At 33.1% G+C, this 23,334-nt stretch carries 20 protein-coding genes; 4 read left to right on the top strand and 16 right to left on the bottom strand.

The features are described 5' to 3' along the window. Positions 1 to 10: 10 nt before the first annotated feature. The 9 genes from ACFCYN_RS14095 to ACFCYN_RS14055 all read right to left on the bottom strand — a co-directional run bounded on the left by ACFCYN_RS14095 (position 11) and on the right by ACFCYN_RS14055 (position 13,399). On the bottom strand, positions 11 to 1,285 hold the full coding sequence (locus tag ACFCYN_RS14095) for a branched-chain amino acid ABC transporter permease (protein ID WP_375949943.1): 1,275 nt from the start codon (positions 1,283 to 1,285) through the stop codon (positions 11 to 13). Between the two features lie 9 nt (positions 1,286 to 1,294). Beyond that, positions 1,295 to 2,278, bottom strand: coding sequence for a branched-chain amino acid ABC transporter permease (locus ACFCYN_RS14090; protein WP_098119761.1), 984 nt, complete (start codon positions 2,276 to 2,278; stop codon positions 1,295 to 1,297). A 167-nt stretch (positions 2,279 to 2,445) separates the two neighbouring features. Next, on the bottom strand, positions 2,446 to 3,624 hold the full coding sequence (locus tag ACFCYN_RS14085) for a branched-chain amino acid ABC transporter substrate-binding protein (RefSeq protein ID WP_172444866.1): 1,179 nt from the start codon (positions 3,622 to 3,624) through the stop codon (positions 2,446 to 2,448). Between the two features lie 839 nt (positions 3,625 to 4,463). Then, the gene (gene parC / locus ACFCYN_RS14080) at positions 4,464 to 6,896 is read right to left on the bottom strand and encodes a DNA topoisomerase IV subunit A (protein ID WP_172444867.1); all 2,433 of its coding nucleotides are present in this window, start codon (positions 6,894 to 6,896) and stop codon (positions 4,464 to 4,466) included. Next, positions 6,896 to 8,869: a DNA topoisomerase IV subunit B gene (gene parE, locus ACFCYN_RS14075; RefSeq protein ID WP_375949940.1), complete on the bottom strand. Its 1,974-nt coding sequence runs from the start codon at positions 8,867 to 8,869 to the stop codon at positions 6,896 to 6,898. Before parE ends, parC begins: the two co-directional genes overlap by 1 nt. A gap of 256 nt (positions 8,870 to 9,125) precedes the next feature. Then, complete coding sequence (locus ACFCYN_RS14070; protein WP_098119757.1) at positions 9,126 to 9,536, bottom strand: CoA-binding protein; 411 nt, start codon at positions 9,534 to 9,536, stop codon at positions 9,126 to 9,128. Positions 9,537 to 9,643: 107 nt separating this feature from the next. Further along, positions 9,644 to 10,843: a S1C family serine protease gene (locus ACFCYN_RS14065; protein ID WP_172444869.1), complete on the bottom strand. Its 1,200-nt coding sequence runs from the start codon at positions 10,841 to 10,843 to the stop codon at positions 9,644 to 9,646. Positions 10,844 to 10,918: 75 nt separating this feature from the next. Further along, on the bottom strand, positions 10,919 to 12,721 hold the full coding sequence (locus tag ACFCYN_RS14060) for a sensor histidine kinase (protein WP_375949937.1): 1,803 nt from the start codon (positions 12,719 to 12,721) through the stop codon (positions 10,919 to 10,921). A gap of 3 nt (positions 12,722 to 12,724) precedes the next feature. Continuing rightward, positions 12,725 to 13,399, bottom strand: coding sequence for a response regulator transcription factor (locus ACFCYN_RS14055; protein ID WP_172444871.1), 675 nt, complete (start codon positions 13,397 to 13,399; stop codon positions 12,725 to 12,727). A 241-nt stretch (positions 13,400 to 13,640) separates the two neighbouring features. Between ACFCYN_RS14055 and plsY the strand changes: the two genes are divergently transcribed. After that, a complete protein-coding gene (gene plsY / locus ACFCYN_RS14050) occupies positions 13,641 to 14,234 on the top strand; it encodes a glycerol-3-phosphate 1-O-acyltransferase PlsY (protein WP_172444872.1) in 594 nt (197 codons plus the stop codon). A 188-nt stretch (positions 14,235 to 14,422) separates the two neighbouring features. Here plsY and ACFCYN_RS14045 read toward each other — a convergent pair whose 3' ends face one another. Then, entirely contained in the window at positions 14,423 to 14,839 is a 417-nt protein-coding gene (locus tag ACFCYN_RS14045; protein ID WP_098119752.1) for an acyl-CoA thioesterase, read from the bottom strand. A 141-nt stretch (positions 14,840 to 14,980) separates the two neighbouring features. Here ACFCYN_RS14045 and ACFCYN_RS14040 point away from each other — a divergent pair, with 141 nt between their 5' ends. From ACFCYN_RS14040 to ACFCYN_RS14030, 3 genes are all read left to right on the top strand, one after another. Next, positions 14,981 to 15,142 (top strand): hypothetical protein, encoded by a 162-nt coding sequence (locus ACFCYN_RS14040; protein WP_172444874.1) that lies wholly within the window; start codon positions 14,981 to 14,983, stop codon positions 15,140 to 15,142. Next, positions 15,123 to 16,013, top strand: coding sequence for a prohibitin family protein (locus ACFCYN_RS14035; protein ID WP_375949934.1), 891 nt, complete (start codon positions 15,123 to 15,125; stop codon positions 16,011 to 16,013). The genes ACFCYN_RS14040 and ACFCYN_RS14035 overlap by 20 nt, the downstream gene beginning before the upstream one ends. A gap of 155 nt (positions 16,014 to 16,168) precedes the next feature. Further along, the gene (locus tag ACFCYN_RS14030) at positions 16,169 to 17,452 is read left to right on the top strand and encodes a glycosyl hydrolase family 18 protein (protein ID WP_172444876.1); all 1,284 of its coding nucleotides are present in this window, start codon (positions 16,169 to 16,171) and stop codon (positions 17,450 to 17,452) included. A 53-nt stretch (positions 17,453 to 17,505) separates the two neighbouring features. Here the strand turns inward: ACFCYN_RS14030 and tlp are convergent, their stop codons facing one another. The 6 genes from tlp to ACFCYN_RS14000 all read right to left on the bottom strand — a co-directional run bounded on the left by tlp (position 17,506) and on the right by ACFCYN_RS14000 (position 22,880). After that, positions 17,506 to 17,733 (bottom strand): small acid-soluble spore protein Tlp, encoded by a 228-nt coding sequence (gene tlp, locus ACFCYN_RS14025; protein ID WP_375949931.1) that lies wholly within the window; start codon positions 17,731 to 17,733, stop codon positions 17,506 to 17,508. A 43-nt stretch (positions 17,734 to 17,776) separates the two neighbouring features. Beyond that, complete coding sequence (locus ACFCYN_RS14020; RefSeq protein WP_069032371.1) at positions 17,777 to 17,917, bottom strand: acid-soluble spore protein N; 141 nt, start codon at positions 17,915 to 17,917, stop codon at positions 17,777 to 17,779. A gap of 104 nt (positions 17,918 to 18,021) precedes the next feature. After that, complete coding sequence (locus ACFCYN_RS14015) at positions 18,022 to 18,159, bottom strand: FbpB family small basic protein (RefSeq protein ID WP_172444878.1); 138 nt, start codon at positions 18,157 to 18,159, stop codon at positions 18,022 to 18,024. Positions 18,160 to 18,230: 71 nt separating this feature from the next. Next, complete coding sequence (locus ACFCYN_RS14010) at positions 18,231 to 18,782, bottom strand: TlpA family protein disulfide reductase (RefSeq protein ID WP_098119747.1); 552 nt, start codon at positions 18,780 to 18,782, stop codon at positions 18,231 to 18,233. A 664-nt stretch (positions 18,783 to 19,446) separates the two neighbouring features. Next, positions 19,447 to 22,173 (bottom strand): aconitate hydratase AcnA, encoded by a 2,727-nt coding sequence (gene acnA / locus ACFCYN_RS14005; RefSeq protein WP_375949928.1) that lies wholly within the window; start codon positions 22,171 to 22,173, stop codon positions 19,447 to 19,449. A 389-nt stretch (positions 22,174 to 22,562) separates the two neighbouring features. After that, entirely contained in the window at positions 22,563 to 22,880 is a 318-nt protein-coding gene (locus ACFCYN_RS14000; protein ID WP_375949926.1) for a hypothetical protein, read from the bottom strand. Between the last annotated feature and the right edge of the window lie 454 nt (positions 22,881 to 23,334).

Below are 23,334 nucleotides of genomic sequence, written 5' to 3'. Positions count from 1 at the left end.
AACCTCCTTCCTAAAATGAAACTGAGCGTTGATTTTCTTCGACTACTTTTTGATCTAGATCTACTACATCCTCTTTTGGAACAATCTTATTTTTGGCAGGTAATAATCCTTTAGGCCTAAAGATTGCTACAAGTACTAAAATCAGTCCAAAAATCATACGTTGCATTTTAGAAGGTGATAGAGCTGGTGGTAGGTTAATTACTCCATCTAATGTTAATTGGTTTAAATAATTTGTAACTTCTGTTAAAACTTGTAGATTTAAAATTGTAACAAGTGCTGCTCCAAGAATTACGCCTGGAACGCTACCCATTCCGCCCAGAATTACCATTACTAGGATCGTAATTGATTCAAGTAATGTAAAGCTTGTAGGGTCAATGAACATTTGCTTTGCAGAGAATACTACACCCATCATTCCTGAGAAAGATGCTCCAATTGCAAACGCAATTAATTTCGTTCGTACTAAGTGGATACCAGACGCTTGTGCTGCGATTTCATTTTCACGTACTGCTTTCCAAGAACGCCCAAGCTTAGAATCTTGTAATCTAGTAACAGCTAAAATAACGATTGCTAAGACAACTAGTACGACATAATAAAATTGTCCTGAATTACTAATCTCAAATCCAAAAATTGTAGGTGCTGGAATAGATGAAATACCTTGTGCTCCTCCAGTAATATTTATTGGTCGATCTAAGTTATTAAATACAATACGAATAATTTCTCCAAAACCAAGTGTTACAATCGCTAAGTAATCACCTTTTACTCGAAGTACAGGAATACCTAATAATACACCCGCGATTGCTGCAATAATTCCGCCGATTAGAATGAACACCCAAAATGAATTTCCTGAAAAAGGAAGAAAATCAAAATGTAAGAAATTCGTTACTTGTTTGGTAGAAAAAATTGCATAAGTATATGAACCGATTGCAAAGAATGCAACGAATCCTAAATCTAATAAACCTGCTAAACCAACTACTATATTTAATCCAAGTGCCATTGCAACATAAATTCCAACTAAAGTGGCTACACCCATATATGATTCAAATGCTGTCCCTTGTGATGCAACATATGGCATAATCACAGTTAAAACTAGTATTCCAATGCTCCACTTTAATTTGACTGGAAAATTAGTCTTATATAATAAATAAAGTGAGAACAGGATTAATAGAAATGCTGTTACGGATTCTTGCAAAAAGTATAATCCTAATGATGTAACAACGATATACGCTCCTAAGAAAATTCCTTGTAGTTTATTTGATTGTTTTAACCCTTCTAATAAGCTCTTCATCTAATTCACCTACACTTTCTCAGCTACAGGTTTACCTAATAAACCTTCTGGCTTGAATATTAGAACTAGAATTAAAATTCCAAACGCAAATACATCTTTATATTCTGATGGGAAAATGCCATGTGTCAAAGTTGATAAATTTGTTGCTGCAAATACTTCGATTACACCGATTAATAAACCACCAAACATTGCACCACGGATATTTCCAATTCCTCCTAATACTGCTGCTGTAAATGCTTTTAGACCTAAAATAAAACCGATGTACGGATCAATTGTGTTGTACTGTAATGCGAATAACACACCAGTTGCACCACCCAATCCAGAACCTAAAAAGAATGTTAACGAGATGACTTTGTTTACGTTTACAGACATTAATGATGCAGTTTCACGATCTTGAGCAACTGCACGCATTGCTGTACCCCATTTTGTTTTATTGATGAAGTAATCTAATGAAATCATCATTACTACTGCAACAACTAAAATAATGATTGATGCTGATTTAATTTGTGCATTCCCAAATGAAGAAAAGATTGAACTAGTTTTAATTTGGTGTTGTCCTGAAAATAATGATGGGCCAGTAATAATGTAATTTCCTTCTTTTAATTCAGCAATAAAACGGACGATATCTTGAAGTAAAAATGAAACACCAATTGCTGTAATTAATGTAATTAACTTTGGTGCTTTTCGTAATGGGCGATACGCTACTCTCTCGATCCCCATGCCTAGAAATCCAGTTGCTACAGATGCAATAATTAAAACGATTGCTAATACGATAATTGCAGGTAAACTACTTAATAAACCTAATCCAGTAAAAGTAATTAATACCGCAGTACCAATAAACGCACCCGCCATGAATATTTCACCATGTGCAAAATTAATTAGTTCTAATATCCCATAAACCATCGTATAACCGAGTGCAACGGTTGCGTACACTGCTCCTAAAACAAGACCGTCTATTAGTACTTGAGGTAGTGTTTGGATTACTTCATTCATGTATGAGACCTCCTATATATAAATAATGTAGTTTAATTCTTATTAACTTCCAAAATCTTACAATTTTCTCATCTTATTGAGAAGAAAAGAGTATCCCGTAAAACGTGATACTCTTTTCTTTTTTTTCACCACTTTGCTTCCCTCGTATTAGTAGGCTATGTTACTAATTATGGTTTAGTTACTTCGCCTTCTTGAGTACCAGGATATTTAGCTTCTTTAAACGTATAGATAAATACTTTCGCGTATTTGTTGTCCCCTTTATCGTCAAAACCAACCTTGGTTACTACACCATCATAATCTTGGATCGCACGTACGGCCTTTTCAACTTGTTCGCGAGATGGAGTTTTTCCTTTATTATCGTTGATTGCATTTTTTAATCCTTCCAATAATACACCAGCAGAATCATATCCGTATGATGAGAAAGATTCAATATTTTTATTAAATTTAGATTTATAAGCATCTGCAAATGCTTTCCCTTTATCTGTTTTTAACGTGTCACCAGCTACTGAAGTATAATAGAAGTTTTTAACTGCATCTCCAGCAATATCAACTAAACCTGAAGAGTCCATTCCATCGCCACCCATGAATGGGATGTTTAATCCTTTATCACGAGCTTGTTTTAATAAAATTCCTCCTTCAGCATAAAGTCCACCGAAGAATACTAAATCAGGCTTTTTCGCAATCACATTATTTAATACACCGTTAAAATCTTTATCACCAACTGAGATACCCTCTTCACCTAAAATTTTCGCGCCTAATTTTTGAGCAGCAGCTTTAAATTCATTTGCTAAACCTGTTCCATATGGCGTTTTATCTTGAATGATGAAAATATTTTTAGCTTTTAATGTCTTCACAGCAAAATTTGCACCAGCAGGACCTTGGAAATCATCACGAGCACAAATTCGGTTAACTACTCCTAATCCACGGTCAGTTACTTCATTTGCAGTATTTGAAGGAGAAACCATTACGATATGGTCTTTCTCATACTTTAGAGAAGATGGAATTGCTACACCTGAGTTTAAGTGTCCAACAACACCAAGGATTTGATTGTCTGAAGCTAACTGCTCTGCATTCGCTACACCTTTCTTTGGATCTCCTTGATCATCATAAGGAACAATCTTTAAATCAAAGCCCAATTTTTTGAAAGCTGCTTTTTGATCCTCTAAAGCAAGTTGAGCTCCAAGCTTAATGGACTCCCCTAAAATTGCGTTATTCCCAGATAATGGGGTATTTGTCGCAATTTTAATAACCTGATTCCCATCCTTTGAACTATTCCCACAACCTGCTAAAATACCAGCCGTTAACGAAACTGAAGCTAAAATTGCAAAACCCTTCTTAAAAACCATATGTACGCCCCCTTAATAACCTATTTTTTGAAAATTTAAAATTCTTAAGAAAATAGTAAGCTATATTTTTTCGTTAGACAAGTTCTTTTGATTCAAAATATTTCGACAATTCTGTCGATTAACTGTTTTTTTAGACAATTATTACCATTAAAATTTCATTAAAATTGATTTTTTCTTATTTTCATAACGTAAAATTGTAAGATTTTAATGTGTTTTGCTAGTTTACTAAGAAAAAATTGTTTTTCTAAAATCATTATCTATTTTTCGACAAATTCGACAAAAAAGAAGTAATTTATAGTCATTAAAATTGACAAATAAGCGATCACTATCTATAAATTAAGGCAGATTGCTAGTCAAAAACTCTCTAGAAACAGCAATGGGGTATTTTTTGTTGGGGTTTTCACTTAGAGTAGATTTTCCGATCAACTTTATAGATAGTTAATAGATTTCTTCACTTTTTTAGTCGGTTTAGTAAGAATTAGAGCAAATTTATTAAATTTATATTTTGTGCATCTGCATTTGAAGCATTTGTAATGTAGAATACCCTTACCGGTATAGGAAATTTCTTATCATATTTGTGATGCTAGTCAATTTAATTACAGTTTCACTAATTTTATTTGCACATTCCTCATGTTTATTTGCAGTTCCCGAATCCTTATTTGTACATTCAACTGTTTTATTTGCACCCGGACCTTAATTTGCAGTTACCAAAACCATATTGCACTTGTCACATTTTTATTAGCAGTTCGACCTTATGTCAACTACTCTTCTTTTAAATAGAGTCTACAAATAAAAAAAGGATGTCCCTAAGTAACACTTTTAGGACATCCTCTTCTTCTCTAATTATTTTCTTCTTTTTTGTATCGAATAATGGTCTTTATATCACCAGAATCATCTGTATCCATAATGAATGATCCATTGCTATACTGATCACTATTTCTTAGATCAGTTGGGTCTATCGTTTCAAATTGTCCAGACTTACTTAGCAATGCAAACATATCATTTTGATTAACTGCGTATACGCCAATTAATAAATGAGGATTGTTTTTTAAGTCTCTTAATACTTTAACGCCTCGTGTACCTCTTGAACTTTGAGGAATTGTATCGAGTTTCATTTTTTTAATGGCTGCTCGATGTGTTGCACAGAATATTTCTTTCACTTCTTCACTTATAATGTCTGCTGATACAACAATATCATTTTCTTTTAAGTTAATTCCTTTAACTCCGCCAGCTCTTAAGCCTTGAATACTTATTTCTTCTACATTAAATATCAATGTGTATCCAGCGCTAGTCGCCAATAATACTCGGCTTGTTTCCGAGGTAACTCCTGCAAAAATTAATGCATCATCGGATTTAATCGACATTCCGACTAGTGGTTTCGAGTAGCGTTGAACTTTTAACTGTTGAATGCTTGTACGTTTTACAATTCCATTTTTTGTTACAAAAAGAATAAACTCTTTATTTTCTTCAAAATTATTCACAACTGTTGCAGAAAGTATTGATTCGTCGCGTTCAATTGGAATAATGTTCGCAACGTGTTGCCCCATATCTTTCCATCTGATATCTTGCATTTCATGAATTGGTAAGTATAAATAATTACCTTTTGAAGTAAATAGAATCAGCGTATCTGTTGTTGTACTTTCCACTTGATATATTAAACGGTCGCCTTCTTTCATACCGTAATCTTTTCCATTTGAGGCAGAAAAAGATCTTGGGCTTGTTCGTTTAACGTATCCTTCGCTAGTTACTGTCACAATGACATCTTCTTGAGCAATTATATCTTCTCTAGCAATTTTAATTTCTTCAATCGCTCCTTGAATTGTAGAACGTCTGTCATCTGCATATTTTAATTTGATTTTTTTCAAATCTGTTTTTATAACGGATAGTAGCTTTGTTTCACTGTTAAGAATTGCTTCAAGTTGTTTAATTTTCTTATCCAACTCGTCAGCTTCTTCTTGTAATGCAGTAATATCTGTATTTGTTAAACGATATAACTGTAACATAACAATTGCTTCAGCTTGTAGTTCAGTAAATTCGAATTGAGCGATTAACTTGTCTTTTGCATCACGTTTGTCATTTGCAGAACGGATTGTTGAAATCACTTCATCTAAAATTGATAGTGCCTTCATTAAACCTTCAACAACATGTTGACGAGCTTTCGCTTTTTTCAAATCAAACTTTGAACGGTTTGTAATTACTTCTTTTTGATGCTCTATATAAGCATCAAGAATAGCAGGTAAAGACATTTGTTTAGGTGTTCGATTATAAATCGCAACCATATTAAAGTTATAAGGTATTTGAAGTTCAGTATTTTTATATAAATAATTTAAAATTGCTTCATTATTTGCATCTTTCTTTAATTCGATAACAATGCGTAGACCAGTACGATCTGTTTCATCACGCACTTCAGTAATTCCATCTACTTTACGATCAAGACGAACTTCATCCATTTTCTTTACTAAATTCGCTTTATTAACTTCTGAAGGAATTTCTGTAATGATTAGTGCTTGTTTTCCACCACGAATATCTTCAGTGTGAACACGGCTGCGAATGATGATTTTACCTTTTCCAGTTTCATATGCTTTTTTAATCCCATCTACACCTTGAATAATCCCTCCAGTAGCAAAATCAGGTCCGTGGATTACGGTCATTAAATCATCTACTGAACAGTTTTTATTCTCAATACGCATAATTGTCGCATCGATTACTTCGCCAAGATGGTGCGAAGGTATTTCAGTTGCGTAACCTGCTGATATTCCTGTACTACCGTTAACTAGTAAATTTGGAAACATAGATGGTAAAACAACTGGTTCCATACTAGTGTCATCAAAGTTAGGAACAAAATCTACTGTTTCTTTATCAATATCTCTTAACAATTCACTTGCTATTGCTGATAATCTAGCTTCGGTATAACGCATAGCAGCTGGTGGGTCTCCATCAATACTACCGTTATTTCCATGCATTTGAACTAATACATTTCTTAATTTCCAATCTTGACTAAGTCGCACCATCGCATCATAAACAGAAGTATCACCATGCGGATGATAATTACCAATAACATTACCGACTGTTTTAGCCGATTTACGGTATGGTTTGTCTTGTAAGTTACCTTCAACATGCATTGAATATAATATACGTCTTTGTACAGGCTTTAATCCGTCACGGGCATCAGGTAATGCCCTCTCTTGAATAATATATTTACTATAACGACCAAAACGGTCACCTAATATGTCTTCTAAAGGGATATTATATAATTTTTCCGATGATTGCATCAGACATTGCTCCCTTCTGAATCTACTTCAACTTGTTCATTGTCTAAAATTTTATCCTCTTCATCTAAATCAAATACTACATTTGATTCAATCCACTTACGTCTAGGTTCTACTTTATCACCCATTAGTGTTGTTACACGACGATCGGCTCTTGCAGCATCATCAATTTTCACTCGAATAAGTGTTCTAGTTTCTGGATCCATTGTTGTATCCCAAAGTTGGTCAGCATTCATCTCACCAAGTCCTTTGTATCGTTGAATCATATATCCTTTACCAACTTTTTTGATGGCATCTTGTAGGTCTACTTCAGACCAAGCATACTCGATTACTTCTTTTTTTCCAGTACCTCTACTTACTTTGAACAAAGGAGGTAAGGCAATATAAACTTTACCAGCTTCTACTAATGGCTTCATATAACGGTAAAAGAATGTTAATAAAAGTACTTGTATATGCGCTCCATCTGTATCAGCATCGGTCATAATGACAATTTTGTCATAATTAACATCTTCAATTTCAAAATCACTACCTACTCCTGCTCCAATTGCATGAATAATTGTATTAATCTCTTCATTTTTCATGATGTCCGCTAATTTCGCTTTTTCAGTATTGATTACTTTACCACGTAAAGGCAAAATTGCTTGGAAGCGGCGATCTCGTCCTTGTTTTGCACTTCCACCTGCTGAATCACCCTCAACTAAGTATAATTCATTCTTCTGTGGATTACGTGACTGAGCAGGAGTAAGCTTACCACTTAATGATGTTTCTGAACGCTTTCTCTTTTTACCACTTCTTGCTTCTTCACGCGCTTTTCTTGCTGCTTCTCTAGCTTGATACGCTTTTATAGATTTTTTAACTAACGAAGTCGCTATATCTGGATTTTCTTCGAGAAAATATGCTAGTTGATCAGACACCACTGAATCAACAGCTGACCTTGCTTCACTTGTACCTAATTTACCTTTTGTTTGTCCTTCAAATTGAAGGATTTCTTCAGGAATTCGTACAGATACAATAGCAGCTAATCCTTCTCTGATATCCGCTCCATCTAAATTTTTATCTTTTTCTTTTAATAGATTAACTTTTCTTGCATATTCATTAAATGCTCTCGTTAAAGCTGTTTTCGCACCAACTTCATGAGTACCACCGTCTTTTGTACGAACATTATTTACGAAAGAAAGCATCGTTTCTGAATATCCGTCATTAAATTGGAACGAAAATTCAACTTCAATTTTATGTTGCAGTCCTTCAAAGAATACAACTGGATGCAGTGCTTCCTTTTCTTCATTTAAATACGCTACAAACGCTTCGATACCGTTTTCATAATAAAACTCTTCGAAAGTATTATGGCGTTCATCTTTAATTGTTATTTTTAAGCCTTTTAATAAAAAGGCAGACTCTCTCAGTCTTTCACATAAAGTATCAAAGTTAAAATTTGTCGTACTAAAAATTGTTGGATCCGGTTTAAAATGAATCGTCGTACCAGTTCTTTTCGTCTTACCAACGATTTCTAGTGAAGTGGCAGGTTTCCCACCATCTTCAAAACGCTGTTTAAAAATTGTTCCTTCACGGTGAATTTCTACTGTTAACCATTCTGATAACGCATTAACTACTGATGCACCTACCCCATGTAGGCCACCACTAGTTTTGTAGCCACCTTGTCCGAATTTACCGCCTGCGTGTAGAACAGTTAAAATAATTTCAGGAGTCGGTTTCCCCATTTTGTGCATACCAGTTGGCATCCCACGCCCATGGTCTCTAACACTTAAGCTATGATCCTTATGAATAATCACATCTATTTGAGTACCGTGCCCAGCTAATGCTTCATCTACAGAATTATCTACGATTTCATAAACTAAATGGTGCAGACCTCTACTATCAGTGCTGCCAATATACATTCCAGGTCGTTTACGTACAGCTTCTAAACCTTCTAGTACCTGTATCGCATCTTCATTATATGTTGTATCATTCTTTGCCAACACCATTTCTCCTTTCTAACTAAAAACCTATATAAGAACATCTGTTCCATTATATCATAATATAAATAAAATGTTTCTTCTAATCGTTCATGTTAATGGTTTTTTTCCTAACTTACAAGTCGAACACGAAAAAAATTTATAGAGCATGGTGAAAAAACGGGAGAAGAAGTTATAAAATTTCTTTAATCTTTCTATACCTGCTCCATGCCTTCCGTTAAAAAAACTCACTGCTTTTACAGTGAGTTTTTTTAACGGACTATCTGGTCATTGCATGTTCTACTTTTATACAACGATCCATTATGACAGTTTTACCATTCTCTTTTAACAATTGATATGCTTCTTCATTTTCAATGCCAAGTTGTGCAAAGAAAACATCACAATCAATTTTCAAAAACTCTTGTGCAACAGGTAACAGGTGTTCAGGTCTTCTAAATACGTTTACAATGTCAACTTTTTCTTTGATTTCTGTTAAACTTGATACCGCTTTTTCTCCTAACACAGTATCAACAGTAGGGTTAACTGGAATAATTTTATATCCAGCATCTTGCATTGCTTTACTCACCATATAGGACGTCTTTGATGGATCTTTTGATAAGCCAACTACTGCAATTACTTTACTTGATTTTAGAATCTGTCCAATTTCTTCTCTTGATGGGTATTTACTCAAAACGAATCACCCTTTCAATTTGACAATTTACATAAATAAGCGAAAAGAACAACTTTTCGCTTATTTAATCTTCTTTTATCATATTTCTAAAATCATTTATCTGTCAATCATTGACTAGAAGCTAATGTTAAAGTTGAACTTTTCAACTTACCATCTCGGTAGTAAGTAATCTTCAATTGATCTCCTACTTTTTTGTGAGAATATAAGTATTCTCTTACTGTGATTACATCTGTTACTGGTTTGTCATCAAGTGCAACGATTACATCTAATTGTTTCATACCAGCTTTTGCAGCAGGTGTGTTTGGATCAACATGTGTAACAACTGCTCCTTTAGTAACTGATTTCGGTAATTTTAATGTTTCTTCGATATTGTATTGAGGAATTTCATCAAGTGATTTTAAGCCAACACCCATAACTGGTCTAGTTACTTCACCAAATTTTTCAATTTGATCTAGCGCTGGTTTAGCAATATTAATCGGAATCGCAAATCCAATACCTTCAACAGCTTGTTCTGCTATTTTACTTGAATTTATACCGATTACTTCACCTTTAGCATTAATTAAAGCACCACCACTATTCCCAGGATTAATTGCTGCATCAGTTTGGATTACTTGTGTTTGATAATCAGCAACTCCATCTCCATCAATATCTTGTGGAATTTCACGTGCTTTACTACTTACAATACCTTCTGTTACAGTACTTTCTAAAAATCCTAATGGATTACCTATTGCAATGGCTGTTTCGCCAACATTAATTTTTTCTGAGTCGCCTAATTTAGCGATATTTGTTACGTATTTTGCATCAATTGCTACTACAGCTAAATCTAATAATTCATCTGTACCAACAAGTTTGGCATCAATTAACTGCCCATCTGCCATTTTAACTTTTAACTGTTTAGCACCAGCTACAACGTGATTATTTGTAGCAACTAATGCTTTATTTCCAACTCTTTTATAAACAACACCTGAACCAGATCCAGCTTCTTCAGTTTCCATTGAGAATGGATTTGAAGATTGATAATTGTTTACACCAACAACGAATTTGCGTGCATTTTGAATTGTAGTTGTTAAGTCTTCACGCGAGACATTAATAACTTGTGTTGGTACTGTATTTGTATCATTTGATAAATTTGCAGGTTTATTTGTTAAGTTAAAAACATCGGGTGAAACAATTGAGATCGTCACAGCACCGATAATAGCTCCGATAAATCCCGTTACAAGCGGATAACCACCTCGTCTACTTCTCGTTTGCCTTTTATGATTGTTTGGATTTTCATTGTTTAAATCTGTTTCATCATAGTATCCCATAATTCTTTCCTCCAATATGTAAGTATCTTTAATTGATATTAATTTAACCCACCCGTGTGTATTTGCTGTGAACTTTTAAACATAATTTGAATAAATTTTTAAATTAAAAGTAAATTCAACACCATCTTCTTTATTATGAGCTTTAATAGTTGAATGATGTAAATCAAGAATTGTTTTTACGATTGCTAAACCTAACCCTGTCCCACCATTTTCTCTATTTCTAGATTCATCAATTCGATAGAAGCGATCCCAAATTTTATCAATCTTATCAGCCGGAATATGATTACCTTCATTAAATATTGAAATTTTCACATATTCCCCTTCATTTATTAAATTTATTTTTATGATACTTCCCGGGTTACCATAATGGATTGCATTTGAAAGAATATTAATGATTACTTGTTCTATTTTTCTTTTTTCACCAATTACTAGCGTTTCTTCATCAAGATTATAATTAAATTTATATGGATTATCATTCGAACTATTTTCAAACAGTCGAATAATTACATTTTCTATGCAATCCACAATTAAGAAAGGTTCACTTTTAAGTGTGTATGTACCTGATTGAAGCTTAGAAAGCTCTAACATATCTACTACAAGACCGTTCATGCGATCAACTTCTTCAAGGATTACATCTGCATAATAACCATTTTTTTCAATATTTAATCCATCTTTTAAACCTTCTGCATAACTTTGTACAATACTTAAAGGAGTTTTTAACTCATGTGAGACACCACTTATAAACTCTTTTCGTATTTCTTCTAACTGTTTCTCTTTTTCAATATCCTGCATTAATTTATGATTTGCTTGTTGTAAATTTTCGATTGTGCTAGCCAAATTTTCTGATAATGAATTAATCGATTTTGATAATTGTCCAATTTCATCTTCTGATTCAATATCAATTTTCTCGTTAAAGTTCAGCTTTGCTAATTGATTTGTAACAGCGCTCATTTTTATTAAAGGCTTTGTAATCAGTTTAGAATAGTAAAAAGAAATGATCACAATCAATAATAAAGCAACAATAAAAGCATAAATATAAAAATCTTTTAAAACATACATTGCTTCATCTACTGGCTGAAGGGATGTAATCGCAAAAATAACTTCCTTAGACCCCTTATTTGTATTGATTGGATAAATAAACACTTTGTTTTCTAATCCATTTGCCTTATCAAAATAGCGATAAATTAATGGATAATCGTTTTCTGTGTAGCCGGAAAAATCCTCATCACTCTTGGTCCAATCAGTAATTGCGCCCATCAATGAATTCATTTGAGCAGAATAGGTATATTGATTTGCAATAGGTAGATGTAAAGTAACTACTTTTCCTTTAATTTCAACATTCACCATCTCCTGGATGCTGTTTTTAGTTGATAATTGTATTGGATTAGTAGGTTGATTTTCCTCCTCCCACACCCCCATATTCGTTTTTATATAAAGCGGAATAAAATAATCGTCTTGAACAAAACCCCGAATTGTAATTCTTGAATTCTCTTTAATATTTAATCTTAAAATACTATCTATTTGATCAGAATACAGTAGATTATTTAAAGGCACATATACTTTTTTTCCTGCGTCTGTACGTACCGTTAAATCAAAATTATTCTCGGCTTTAAGAACACCTCTTTTATCCAATACCGCTAAAGTTGTGTTATATTTTGAATAAAGCTTAGTTAATTCCTGCTGAAACTGGGTATTGTTATACTTTCCTGCTTTATACGCCATTGCAAATTTAGTCAATTCTTCTGAAACAATATTTACTTTTTTATTCGTATAAAAGGATTGCATAAAGACTGACTGACCTACAAAAACAATGATTAAAAAAATGATTAACAACAAAGTTATGGATAAAAAAAGCTTACGAACAATACTCTTTTTCATCATCTACTCCTCAAACTTATAGCCCACTCTTATAACTGTAGCTATATGCTTTGATTTATCTCCCAATTTATGTCTCAGTTTTTTTATATGCGTATCAACTGTTCTACCATCTCCAAAGTAATCAAAACCCCAGATATTATTCAGTAGTTGATCCCTTGTTAAAACAATGCCTTTATTATCAATTAAGTAACACAATAACTCGAATTCTTTATTCGTAAGCAACAAGGCTTCATTATTAATAGAGGCTGTCCTTGACGAAGTGTTAATTGTAATTCCACAAATCATTTTCGTATCTTTATCGTCTTCTTTTAGATCAGTTGTTCGTCTAAGCACACTTTTTGCTTTTGCAACAAGTATTTTAGGACTAAACGGCTTTGTCACATATTCATCAGTACCTAATTCAAATCCTAATAATTGATCCTCTTCTTCTGAGCGGGCAGTAATCATAATAATAGGTATATTAGATTGCTCTCTAATTAACTTACAAACTTTCCACCCATCTAATTTAGGTAGCATTAAATCTAAAATAATTAAATCCACTTGGTTCTCATTAAACTTCTTAATTCCTTCTTCTCCATCACCTGCTTCGATGACGATAAACTGATCGTTTTCAAAAAAGTCTTTTACAATTTCTCTTAATCTTTTTTCATCTTCAATTAATAAAACTGTCGGATTCATAATTTTTTCCTTCCATTAAGTAAAATAATAAAGACAGATTTAGGGATTATGGTGTTAAAATTGACAGATTCTAGCCATAAGCGTTTCTTCTTTGATTTACATAACCTTACTTCCCTTTTCTTTCTCTTAATCCTGCTATTTAAGTCATATTCTATTTTATTTATCTATAATTCCGCTTAAAATTGTGATAAAATGATACGATACTGCACTATTTTATATTAGTTTGAAAAGGAGCTAGAACATGAGCTTGGTCATTATAGTACTAGCCTATTTAATCGGATCTGTACCATTCGGTTTAGTAGTTGGAAAAATATTTTACGGAGTAGATATTCGTCAACACGGTAGTGGAAATTTAGGTGCAACAAATACATTCCGCACATTAGGTAAAAAAGCCGGTATTATTGTAACACTTGGAGATATTTTAAAAGGAACACTAGCAGCTTCATTACCTGTAATATTCCATTATCATGGAATTAACCCTCTAATCATTGGACTAGTCGCTGTAATTGGACATATGTATCCGATTTTTGCCGGTTTCAGAGGTGGAAAAGCAGTAGCAACTTCAGCTGGGATTTTATTATACGCATCCCCACTCCTTTTTGTTGCCATAATTATAATCTTCGGGATTAGTTTAAAAATATCAAAATACGTATCATTATCGTCAATGTTAACAGCAGTAATTGCCACAGTTTTATCATTCATCATTGAATTTAAAAAAGGCGATGATTACATACTAACTTATATCCTAATCGTATTAACAATCTTTGTCGTATATAGACATCGCGCAAATATTAAAAGAATCAAAAATAAAACTGAACCAAAAGTTAAATTCTAAAAGCTCATCACAAGCTTAAGAAAAACTCAAAGATTAGAGAAATTAAGGTCTAAACACCTTTCATCTCTAATCTTTTTTATTTACCCTTTACCATAAGCACTTCTGAATCCGTTTCATTACCTAACCATTGCCATTTTACCTTTTTTGAACTAACACCATTGCTCTATTACCGTTATTTACTTTTAACCCTACTCTAATGCTTTCTCATAAGCTTCATACCAATCAGGGAACATTCTTTTAAATTTAATCGGTCTAAATGTTTCTTTATGAACAAGGACATGTGTCGAATTCCCAACACAACATAGATCTCCTTCTTCGTTTATTATTTCGTATTCATATATAACTTTAAGTGGTGTGAGCGATTTTACTTTTGTTTTAACTTTAGCAGTCTGTCCATATCGTAGACTTTTCTTATACGATACATTCAAATCAATAACAGGTGAAATCACTCCTTGTGATTCCATTTCTGCGTAATTAAAGCCTAAGTCTTTGATTAATTGAGTTCGTCCAATCTCGAACCAAACTAAATAATTTGCATGGTAAACTACACCCATTGCATCTGTTTCTGCATATCTTACTTCAACTAATTTCTCTGATATAAACATAATTTCACCTCATCTTCTTCTACAGATTACTTTACCAAAAAATTAATAATTGTTCTATTTTTTAACATACACTAAATGTTATAATTTTCTTATAATTAATTAATCATTTTCTAATATTCTAAAATTGGGAGGCAGATTTTATTGAAGGTCATATTAGGGTCAATTATCATCATCCTTCTTTTATTATTCGGTTTATGGCTACTTCTCTCACCGACCTTTGAAAAAATCGGTGACAAAACAGTAAAAGTAAAAAATATGTTGAAGGAGAAGGAGGAAAAGCAAAATGGAAATTCGTCCAAGTGAAACTAAAAAATCATTTATGAATCGTAAAATTATTGGTGGGATCATTGCTGGTATCGCACTTATTTTAATTGTTACAATTCCTACTTTATTTATTGAGAAAATAACACCAGGTTATGTAGGGGTTGTTTATTCACCAAATGGAGGAATACAAAAAAATACACTTTCACAAGGTTGGAATTTTGTTGGTTTGTTTGATAAAGTCACCGAATATCCAGTCCGCTTACGAACAGTAGAATATAAAGATGTTGCCCTAGCTACTTCAGACGGAAAAAGAATTGAAATGGACTTATCTTACACATATAAAATTGATCCTTCAAAAGTTGTCTCAATGTTTAATGAGTTTGGTCCAGTTGCTATAGAAGAAATAGAAGATTCATATTTAAAGAAACGATTACAAGATGCAGCCCGAATTGCAGTTTCGAAATACACAGTTTTACAATTATATGGAGAGAAATCTAGTAACGCCTCTGCAGATATTGAGACAATTTATAAAGATGATGTAAAAGTACTTGGATTTTTTGTTGAAAATTTAACTTTAGGAACACCAAAACCTGATGTAAAAACACAAGATGCAATTGATGCAAGAGTCCAAGCAGCCCAAGAAAATGATCGTAAAAAAATTGAACTTGAAACATCTCGAATTGAAGCTGAGAAGAAGAAAGTAGAAGCTCAGGCTGACGCTGATTCACAACTAATTCGTGCTCAAGGTCAAGCAAAAGCAAACCAAGTCATTCAGCACTCATTAACGAAAGAATTAATTGAATATAAAAAAGCAGAAAAATGGGATGGTAAACTACCTACTGTTTCAGGAAGCGATGCTAATATCATTCAATTCCCTATTGATCCAAATAGTAATAACGAATCAAAATAATGATTATATTTTCAAAACCTAGTCAATGGCTAGGTTTATTTCTTTTTAAAATGAAATTGATTTGCTTTTCCACCTATTCTCTTCTAATCCAAACTCTTTGGCATATATTTAATAGAGACGAATATCTACGTTTGATGAAAGGAGATAGACAAAAAATGCAAATTCATGTAGTTAAAAGCGGAGAAACAGTCATGAGTATTGCAGATTTTTATGGAGTTGAAAGACAATCTCTCATAAATGCAAATGCTCTAGTAGCTCCTTATAAAATAATAAAAGGTCAAGCGCTTGTTGTACCAACTACAGGAAACGAATATATTGTTCAACCTGGAGATAATTTATATGATCTTGGTTTAACGTATGGAGTTTCAGCGAGTCAAATTGCTACCTATAGTGGGATTAGTCCATATGCATCTTTAAATGTTGGTCAAAAGCTACATTTGCCAGCACGAAAAAAAAGAAACGTCGAATCAATTGGCTACTTACAACCTACTTCAAACCCTATTAAGCCTGCCCTAGAAGATGCTGCACGCAGGGAAGGAAAGTTTTTAACCTATTTAGCACATTTTAGCTTTGATGCAAAAAGGGATGGTTCTTTAACAGAGCCACCACTAGGAAATATTCCGCAAATCGCTAAGGAAAACCGTAATATCTATATGATGGTTGTATCAAATCTTGAAAATGGCCAATTCTCCACATCACTTGCAACTGATATTTTACAAAGTACAGCCGTTCAAGATCGTTTAATTAACACAATCATTAGCACAGCAAATAAATACGGCTTTAGAGAGGTAAATGTAGACTTTGAAGACGTTGCTTCTAAAGATCGAGTTCCTTATATTAACTTTTTAAATAAATTAAAATCTAGACTCCCTCAAGGATTCATATTAAGTGCTACATTAATACCTAAAACAAGCTCAAATCAAAAAGGAAGATTTTACGAAGCACATGATTATGCAAATATTGGGAAAGTTGTAGACTTTGTCGTTATCATGACTTATGACTGGGGTTGGCAAGGTGGTCCACCAATGGCCGTATCTCCTATCGACCAAGTTCGTAAAGTAATCAATTACGCAAAAACTGTTATCCCAGTACCTAAAATTATGATGGGGCAAAACTTATACGGCTTTGACTGGAAAGTTCCTTTTAAACAAGGTACAATGGCAAAAGCCTTAAGCGCAGAAGCAGCTACAAATTTAGCAATTCAAATGACAAACGAAATTCTTTTTGATAATAAAGCAAAAGCACCATATTTCCGTTACACAGAATCCAACGGGCAAAAACATGAAGTCTGGTTTGAAGATGCGAGATCGATTCAGGCGAAATTCAACTTAATAAAAGAAGAAAATATCCGCGGTATTTCCTATTGGAAGTTAGGTTTACCGTTTATCCAAAATTGGGAGCTTCTAGAAGCTAACTTTAATGTCGTAAAAAGAGCATAAAAGAAAGCTAGGTATTTATGAGTCAATCTCAGAATACCTAGCTTCTTTTTTATTCAGTCATTCGTATTATTAAATGACTGCTCGTCCCTTAGTTCACTTTCTAACGCTGAAAGCGATTCCTCACGACGTTGATTTTTTTCTAATGCATTTTGTTTTTGCTGTTCATTTCCAATCTGCATTGAAGTCTCTGCTTCTTTAATGTTTTCCTTCGTATTATTAATCATATCTTGAATTTTATCAGCATTATCACTGCGATTATCTGGCTTTGATTTGTATTCCATCATTAATCACTCCAATTCAAAATTGTGGTTTGGGCTTTGAATATTACCCGTTATCAACGATTGGTTGTTTGCCAGTAGGATCTTTATATTGCATTTGTTTACCCTTATTTCCGCCAGCTGCTTTGTTTTGAGTACCAACATGATTTGGTACAAAATCTTTAGGATGTTTTTTAGGATTTCCCATTTTATCGCCCCCCTAGCGATAGTATGAGTTTTGTTACTTTAAATATGTAAAAAAAATCGATTTTAAAAAACAAAAAAGAAGGATAAATTCCTTCTTACTCTTGTCTATTCTGCTTTAGCTTTTCTTTCTAAACGTTCTTCTAAGCGATCATATATTTTATTTAAAGCTTCTTCATCATTTAATAGAGAATTTTTATTTTCATTAATTAATTCTTGAAACGATTTATGTCTCTTCTTTCTCATTACAATCACCTCATCTTTTTTGTTAGTATTGACAAAAAAAAGAGTTTTCTTACATTTTAGTAAATTTTTTCTTATTTTAAAAATGTATTTAATTGTTTCTCAGTAACTGGTCCAATTTGCTTAAAAACAATCTCGCCATTCGCATTAATAAAATATGTAGTAGGAATTGAAATCACACCATATTTCCGAAAATTATCTCCATTTTCATCAATTAAGATATTATAATTCATACTATTTTTACTAACAAAATTCTTAATAAAATTCAAATCCTTTTTCTCACCAATATAATCTGCAACACCAATCATTTCAATATCTTTATGTGCTTGATGAAACTTCTCTAATGCCGGAATTTCATCTTGGCAAGGAGGACACCAAGTAGCCCAGAAATTCAAGATAACTTTTTTACCTTTGAACGAAGATAAATTAACCTTCTTCTCATCCAACGTCATCAATTGAATATCAGGTGCTTGCTGACCAACTTGAACACCCAATTTTTGAATCGAAGCAATATACGCATCATTATTACTAGTAACCTTACTCTCTGCTTCTTTTTTCTCGTATAATTGAAAAAATGAATAGCCTAACGCAACTAAAAGCACTAACAAAGGAATTACTTTTCTCATACAAATCACCCTTTTAATTAACTATCTCTATTTAACCATAATAAATACAAAAGTGGAACAAGCCCGAATATCTTCAAAGCGTTTTTTTTACGTACTACAGAATGACTTTTAATTTTAATACTTTTTTTCAAAAATTATTTCGAAATAAATCCCACTTTTTATCTCATTTTATATTTTTTACATGAATGGTTTATTAATTCGTAATTTTTATTAATTATTTAGAGGAATTTGTAATGATAATAGTGCGACCGCGATTCCATTGATTTGCAGCTATATTAGGATTGTAATAGCAAATACATTCCCGAATTTTAATTACGATTCTTAAATTAATGGTGAAAAAGCGATATTTTTTTATAAAACAAGAAGAATGAACACCACTTTTCAATGAAATTTGATGAAATTCATCTAATTTCTTTCAGATTTCTCTTAAAAATCATAAAATCGGGTTAGTATATTTGGGATTCTTCATTTTTATTTGCGATTGCCCCTTTTTAATTGCGTTTATCCATTTTTATTTGCGACTGCCCTTTTTAATTGCGATTCACCATTTTTATTTGCGACTCCCGGATTTTAACTGCGATGCCCAACTTTAAAAGCGATCCCATAATATTTTCAAGCAACAAAAAAACACGATCCAATAAGGACCGTGTTTTTTTTTATCAAATTAATGAGTTACTTTAGAGTTATTTAATTTATCACGTAATACCATTTGTAAGATACCACCGTGACGGTAGTAGTCAATTTCAACTTCGCTGTCAAAACGAGCAACTACATCAAATTCAACAGTTGTTCCGTCTTCTTTAGTTGCAGTTACTTTTACAAGATCACGTGGTTTAACATTTTCATCTACAGTAACAGCAAAGATTTCTTTACCTGTTAATCCAAATGTTTCAGCATTTTCACCAGCTTTAAATTGAAGTGGTAATACTCCCATTAATACTAGGTTACTTCTGTGAATACGTTCGAAGCTTTCAGCAAGAACTGTTTTGATGCCTAAAAGATTTGTTCCTTTAGCAGCCCAGTCACGAGAACTTCCCATACCGTAGTCATTTCCAGCTAAAATCATTAATCCAGTACCGTCTTCTTTATAACGCATTGCTGCATCATAAATTGACATAACTTCGCCAGTTGGCCAGTAAGTAGTGTATCCACCTTCTGTACCTGGTGCGATTTGGTTACGGATACGGATGTTAGCGAATGTACCACGCATCATTACATCATGGTTACCACGACGAGAACCATATGAGTTAAAGTCTACAGGTTTAACATCTTTACTTTGTAAGTAAAGTCCTGCAGGAGTTGTTTTACCAATTGAACCAGCTGGTGAAATGTGGTCAGTTGTTACTGAATCTCCGAATTTACCAACGATTTTTAAACCAGCTAATGGTTTAACTACGCCTGGCTCTTTTGATAAACCTTCAAAGAATGGCGGATTAGCGATATAAGTTGATTCGCTATCCCATTTATATAATGAATCATCAGTAGTTTGAATTTCGTTCCAACGTTTATTATCTTCAAATACTCTTTCATATTCTTTCTTGAATAATTCAGGAGTAACTGTAGCAGCAACAACTTCTTGTACTTCAGCAGATGTTGGCCAAATGTCTTTTAAGAATACATCGTTTCCATCTTTGTCTTGACCGATTGGTTCAACAGAGAAGTCGATATTTACATTACCAGCTAACGCGTAAGCAACTACTAATGGTGGTGATGCTAAGTAGTTACCTTTAACTTGAGGATGAATACGTCCTTCAAAGTTACGGTTACCAGAAAGTACAGATGTTACTAACATATCATTTTCAGCAATTGCTTCTTCCATTTCAGGTGCTAATGGACCAGAGTTACCGATACATGTAGTACATCCGTAACCAACAATGTTAAATCCTAATTGGTTTAAGAAAGGAATTAAACCAGCTTCTTGTAAATATCCACTAACAACTTTAGAACCAGGAGCTAATGAAGTTTTTACATAAGCAGGCACAGTTAAACCTTTTTCAACAGCTTTTTTAGCTACTAAACCAGCACCTAACATTACGTATGGGTTTGAAGTATTTGTACAACTTGTAATTGCTGCAATTGCTACTGCACCAGTTTTAAAAGTTGTTTCAGTACCGTTTTCGAATTTAACATTTACTTCTTTATTTAATGCTTCATCAGTTAAACCGAAACCTGCATTACCCATTGGAGCAGAAACTGCTGCTTGGAATGCATTTTTCATTTCTGATAATGGAATTAAATCTTGTGGGCGTTTTGGACCAGAAAGATTTGATTCAATTTCTGAAAGATTGATTTCAACTAAATCAGTGAATGTAGGATCTTCTAGATCTGCAGTATAGAATAAATCATTAGCTTTGCAGTATGCTTCTACTAATTGAATTTGCTCTTCGCTACGACCTGTTAAACGTAAGTAGTTAAGTGCTTCAGCATCAACTGGGAAGAATCCACACGTTGCACCGTACTCAGGAGCCATGTTTGCGATTGTTGCACGGTCTGCTAGAGGCATGCTTTGTAAACCTGGTCCAAAGAACTCAACGAATTTATTTACTACACCTTTTTTACGTAAAACTTCAGTAACTTTTAACGCTACGTCAGTTGCAGTAGTTCCACTTGGTAAAGATCCAGTTAATTTAACACCGATTACTTCTGGAACTGGGAAATATGATGGTTGACCAAGCATTCCTGCTTCAGCCTCAATACCACCTACACCCCAACCTAATACACCGATACCATTGATCATTGTAGTATGTGAGTCAGTACCTACTAAAGTATCTGGGAATGCTATTACTTCACCATCTGCATTAGCAACTGCTTGAACTACGTTAGCTAAGTATTCTAAGTTAACTTGGTGTACGATACCAGTTGCTGGTGGTACTGCACGATAGTTATTAAATGCTTTTTGAGCCCAACTTAAAAATTGGTAACGCTCTTCGTTACGAGAAAATTCTAAATCCATATTGAAATCTAATGCATCTATAGTACCAGCTTTATCAACCATTACTGAGTGGTCAATTACTAAATCTACAGGAATTTCAGGATTGATTACTTCAGGGTCTCCCCCCATATCTGCCATTGCCTTACGTAATGAAGCTAAGTCAACTACAGCTGGAACACCAGTGAAGTCTTGTAAAATAACACGAGAAGGTTTAAATGGAACATCTACATCTTGTAGCTCGCTTGTTCCCCATTTTGCTAAATTTTCAACATGATCTTTTGTAATTACTCTTCCATCTACTTGACGAAGAACTGACTCTAGTAACACTTTAATCGAATAAGGTAATTTACCGATTTTAGCTACTCCAGCTTCCTCAATTGCTTTTAAGCGATAATAATGATAAGTTTTATCGTTCGCAGTAAATGTCGAACGAGATTGGAAAACGTCATTTTTCCCCATTGTTCTTCCCCCTATTAAGCAAAAAATGTCTGAATATATTTTATATCCAAACTTTTCAATACCTTACAATAATATATTATTACAATGTATATCATAAGTAAATAAGAAGTAACTTATCATTTGTAATAAGTATTACTTATGACCCTATAAATCAAATAGTTCATTTAATAATCTTTTACTCAATTGTATCATCATTTAATTCATAGATTTTAATTGAGTTTTTAAAAGTTCGTGAACAAAATGTGGTTTCTGTTGGTGTGAGACTTCGAAATGTGTGAACCAATATAAAGACTCCTAAATCTCTATAGGAGTCTTTATATTTATATATTTATTATAACAACATCTCGATATTTCACTCTAAATACTCCCAATAAATTAAAAAGAATTTTTTATCCTCCTAATGCACTATTTATCATTAAATCGTTAGCAGATTTAAATAAAATTACTTGAAGAAAAGTATCGATTTCATAATGATGTTCTGAAAAAATGACTATATATGGAAAAAATGGTTGTTCGGGTTGCCATTGTAACGAAACCCATTCGTATGAATGAAAATAAGCTTCATATCGTTTTAATTTTTCATTCATAATTGATTTACTGTAATGTGTGAGCTGGACTTCAACAAAAAATGGAGTATTGTTAAAGATCATAAATGCATCTGGTTCAACTGTACTTTTAGAACCTAATTTCACTTCTACATCATACACGTTAATATAATTCTTTAAAGTGTTAAATACATTGAATATTTCCAGATAATGTGGGATCTTTGGGGAAGTTTCATTGATTGGATTTTCTTTTGAGAAGTATATTGCAGGATTTTGTTTCTTTGATTGTTTAATATGTCCGCAATTTCTTAACCTTCTTAAATACTGAATTACAACACTTATTCATTTTAAGACACCCCAAACAATAGACTTTTTCTCTTTACTTTTCCTTAATGCTTTCTTGTTTGGTTGCTTTACTTCAATAGGTCCTGTGGTTGCTTCATTGATTTTTTCTAACCTTAATGGATCTAAAATCTTCATTGCAATATCTTAATCTCAGAATGGCGTTTTAACATCTGTTAACCCAATTGAAGATTTCTTTTTCATAAATAGATGGAAATGATTTAATACGACAAATGCATTCATAGGTGCTCACTTGGGTGTGCACCTATTTTAC

The organism is Gottfriedia sp. NPDC056225, assembly GCF_042267765.1.
GTDB lineage: Bacteria > Bacillota > Bacilli > Bacillales > Bacillaceae_G > Gottfriedia.
The sequence above is the reverse complement of the archived record's forward strand: the minus strand, read 5'-3'. Positions and strand labels throughout refer to the sequence as shown.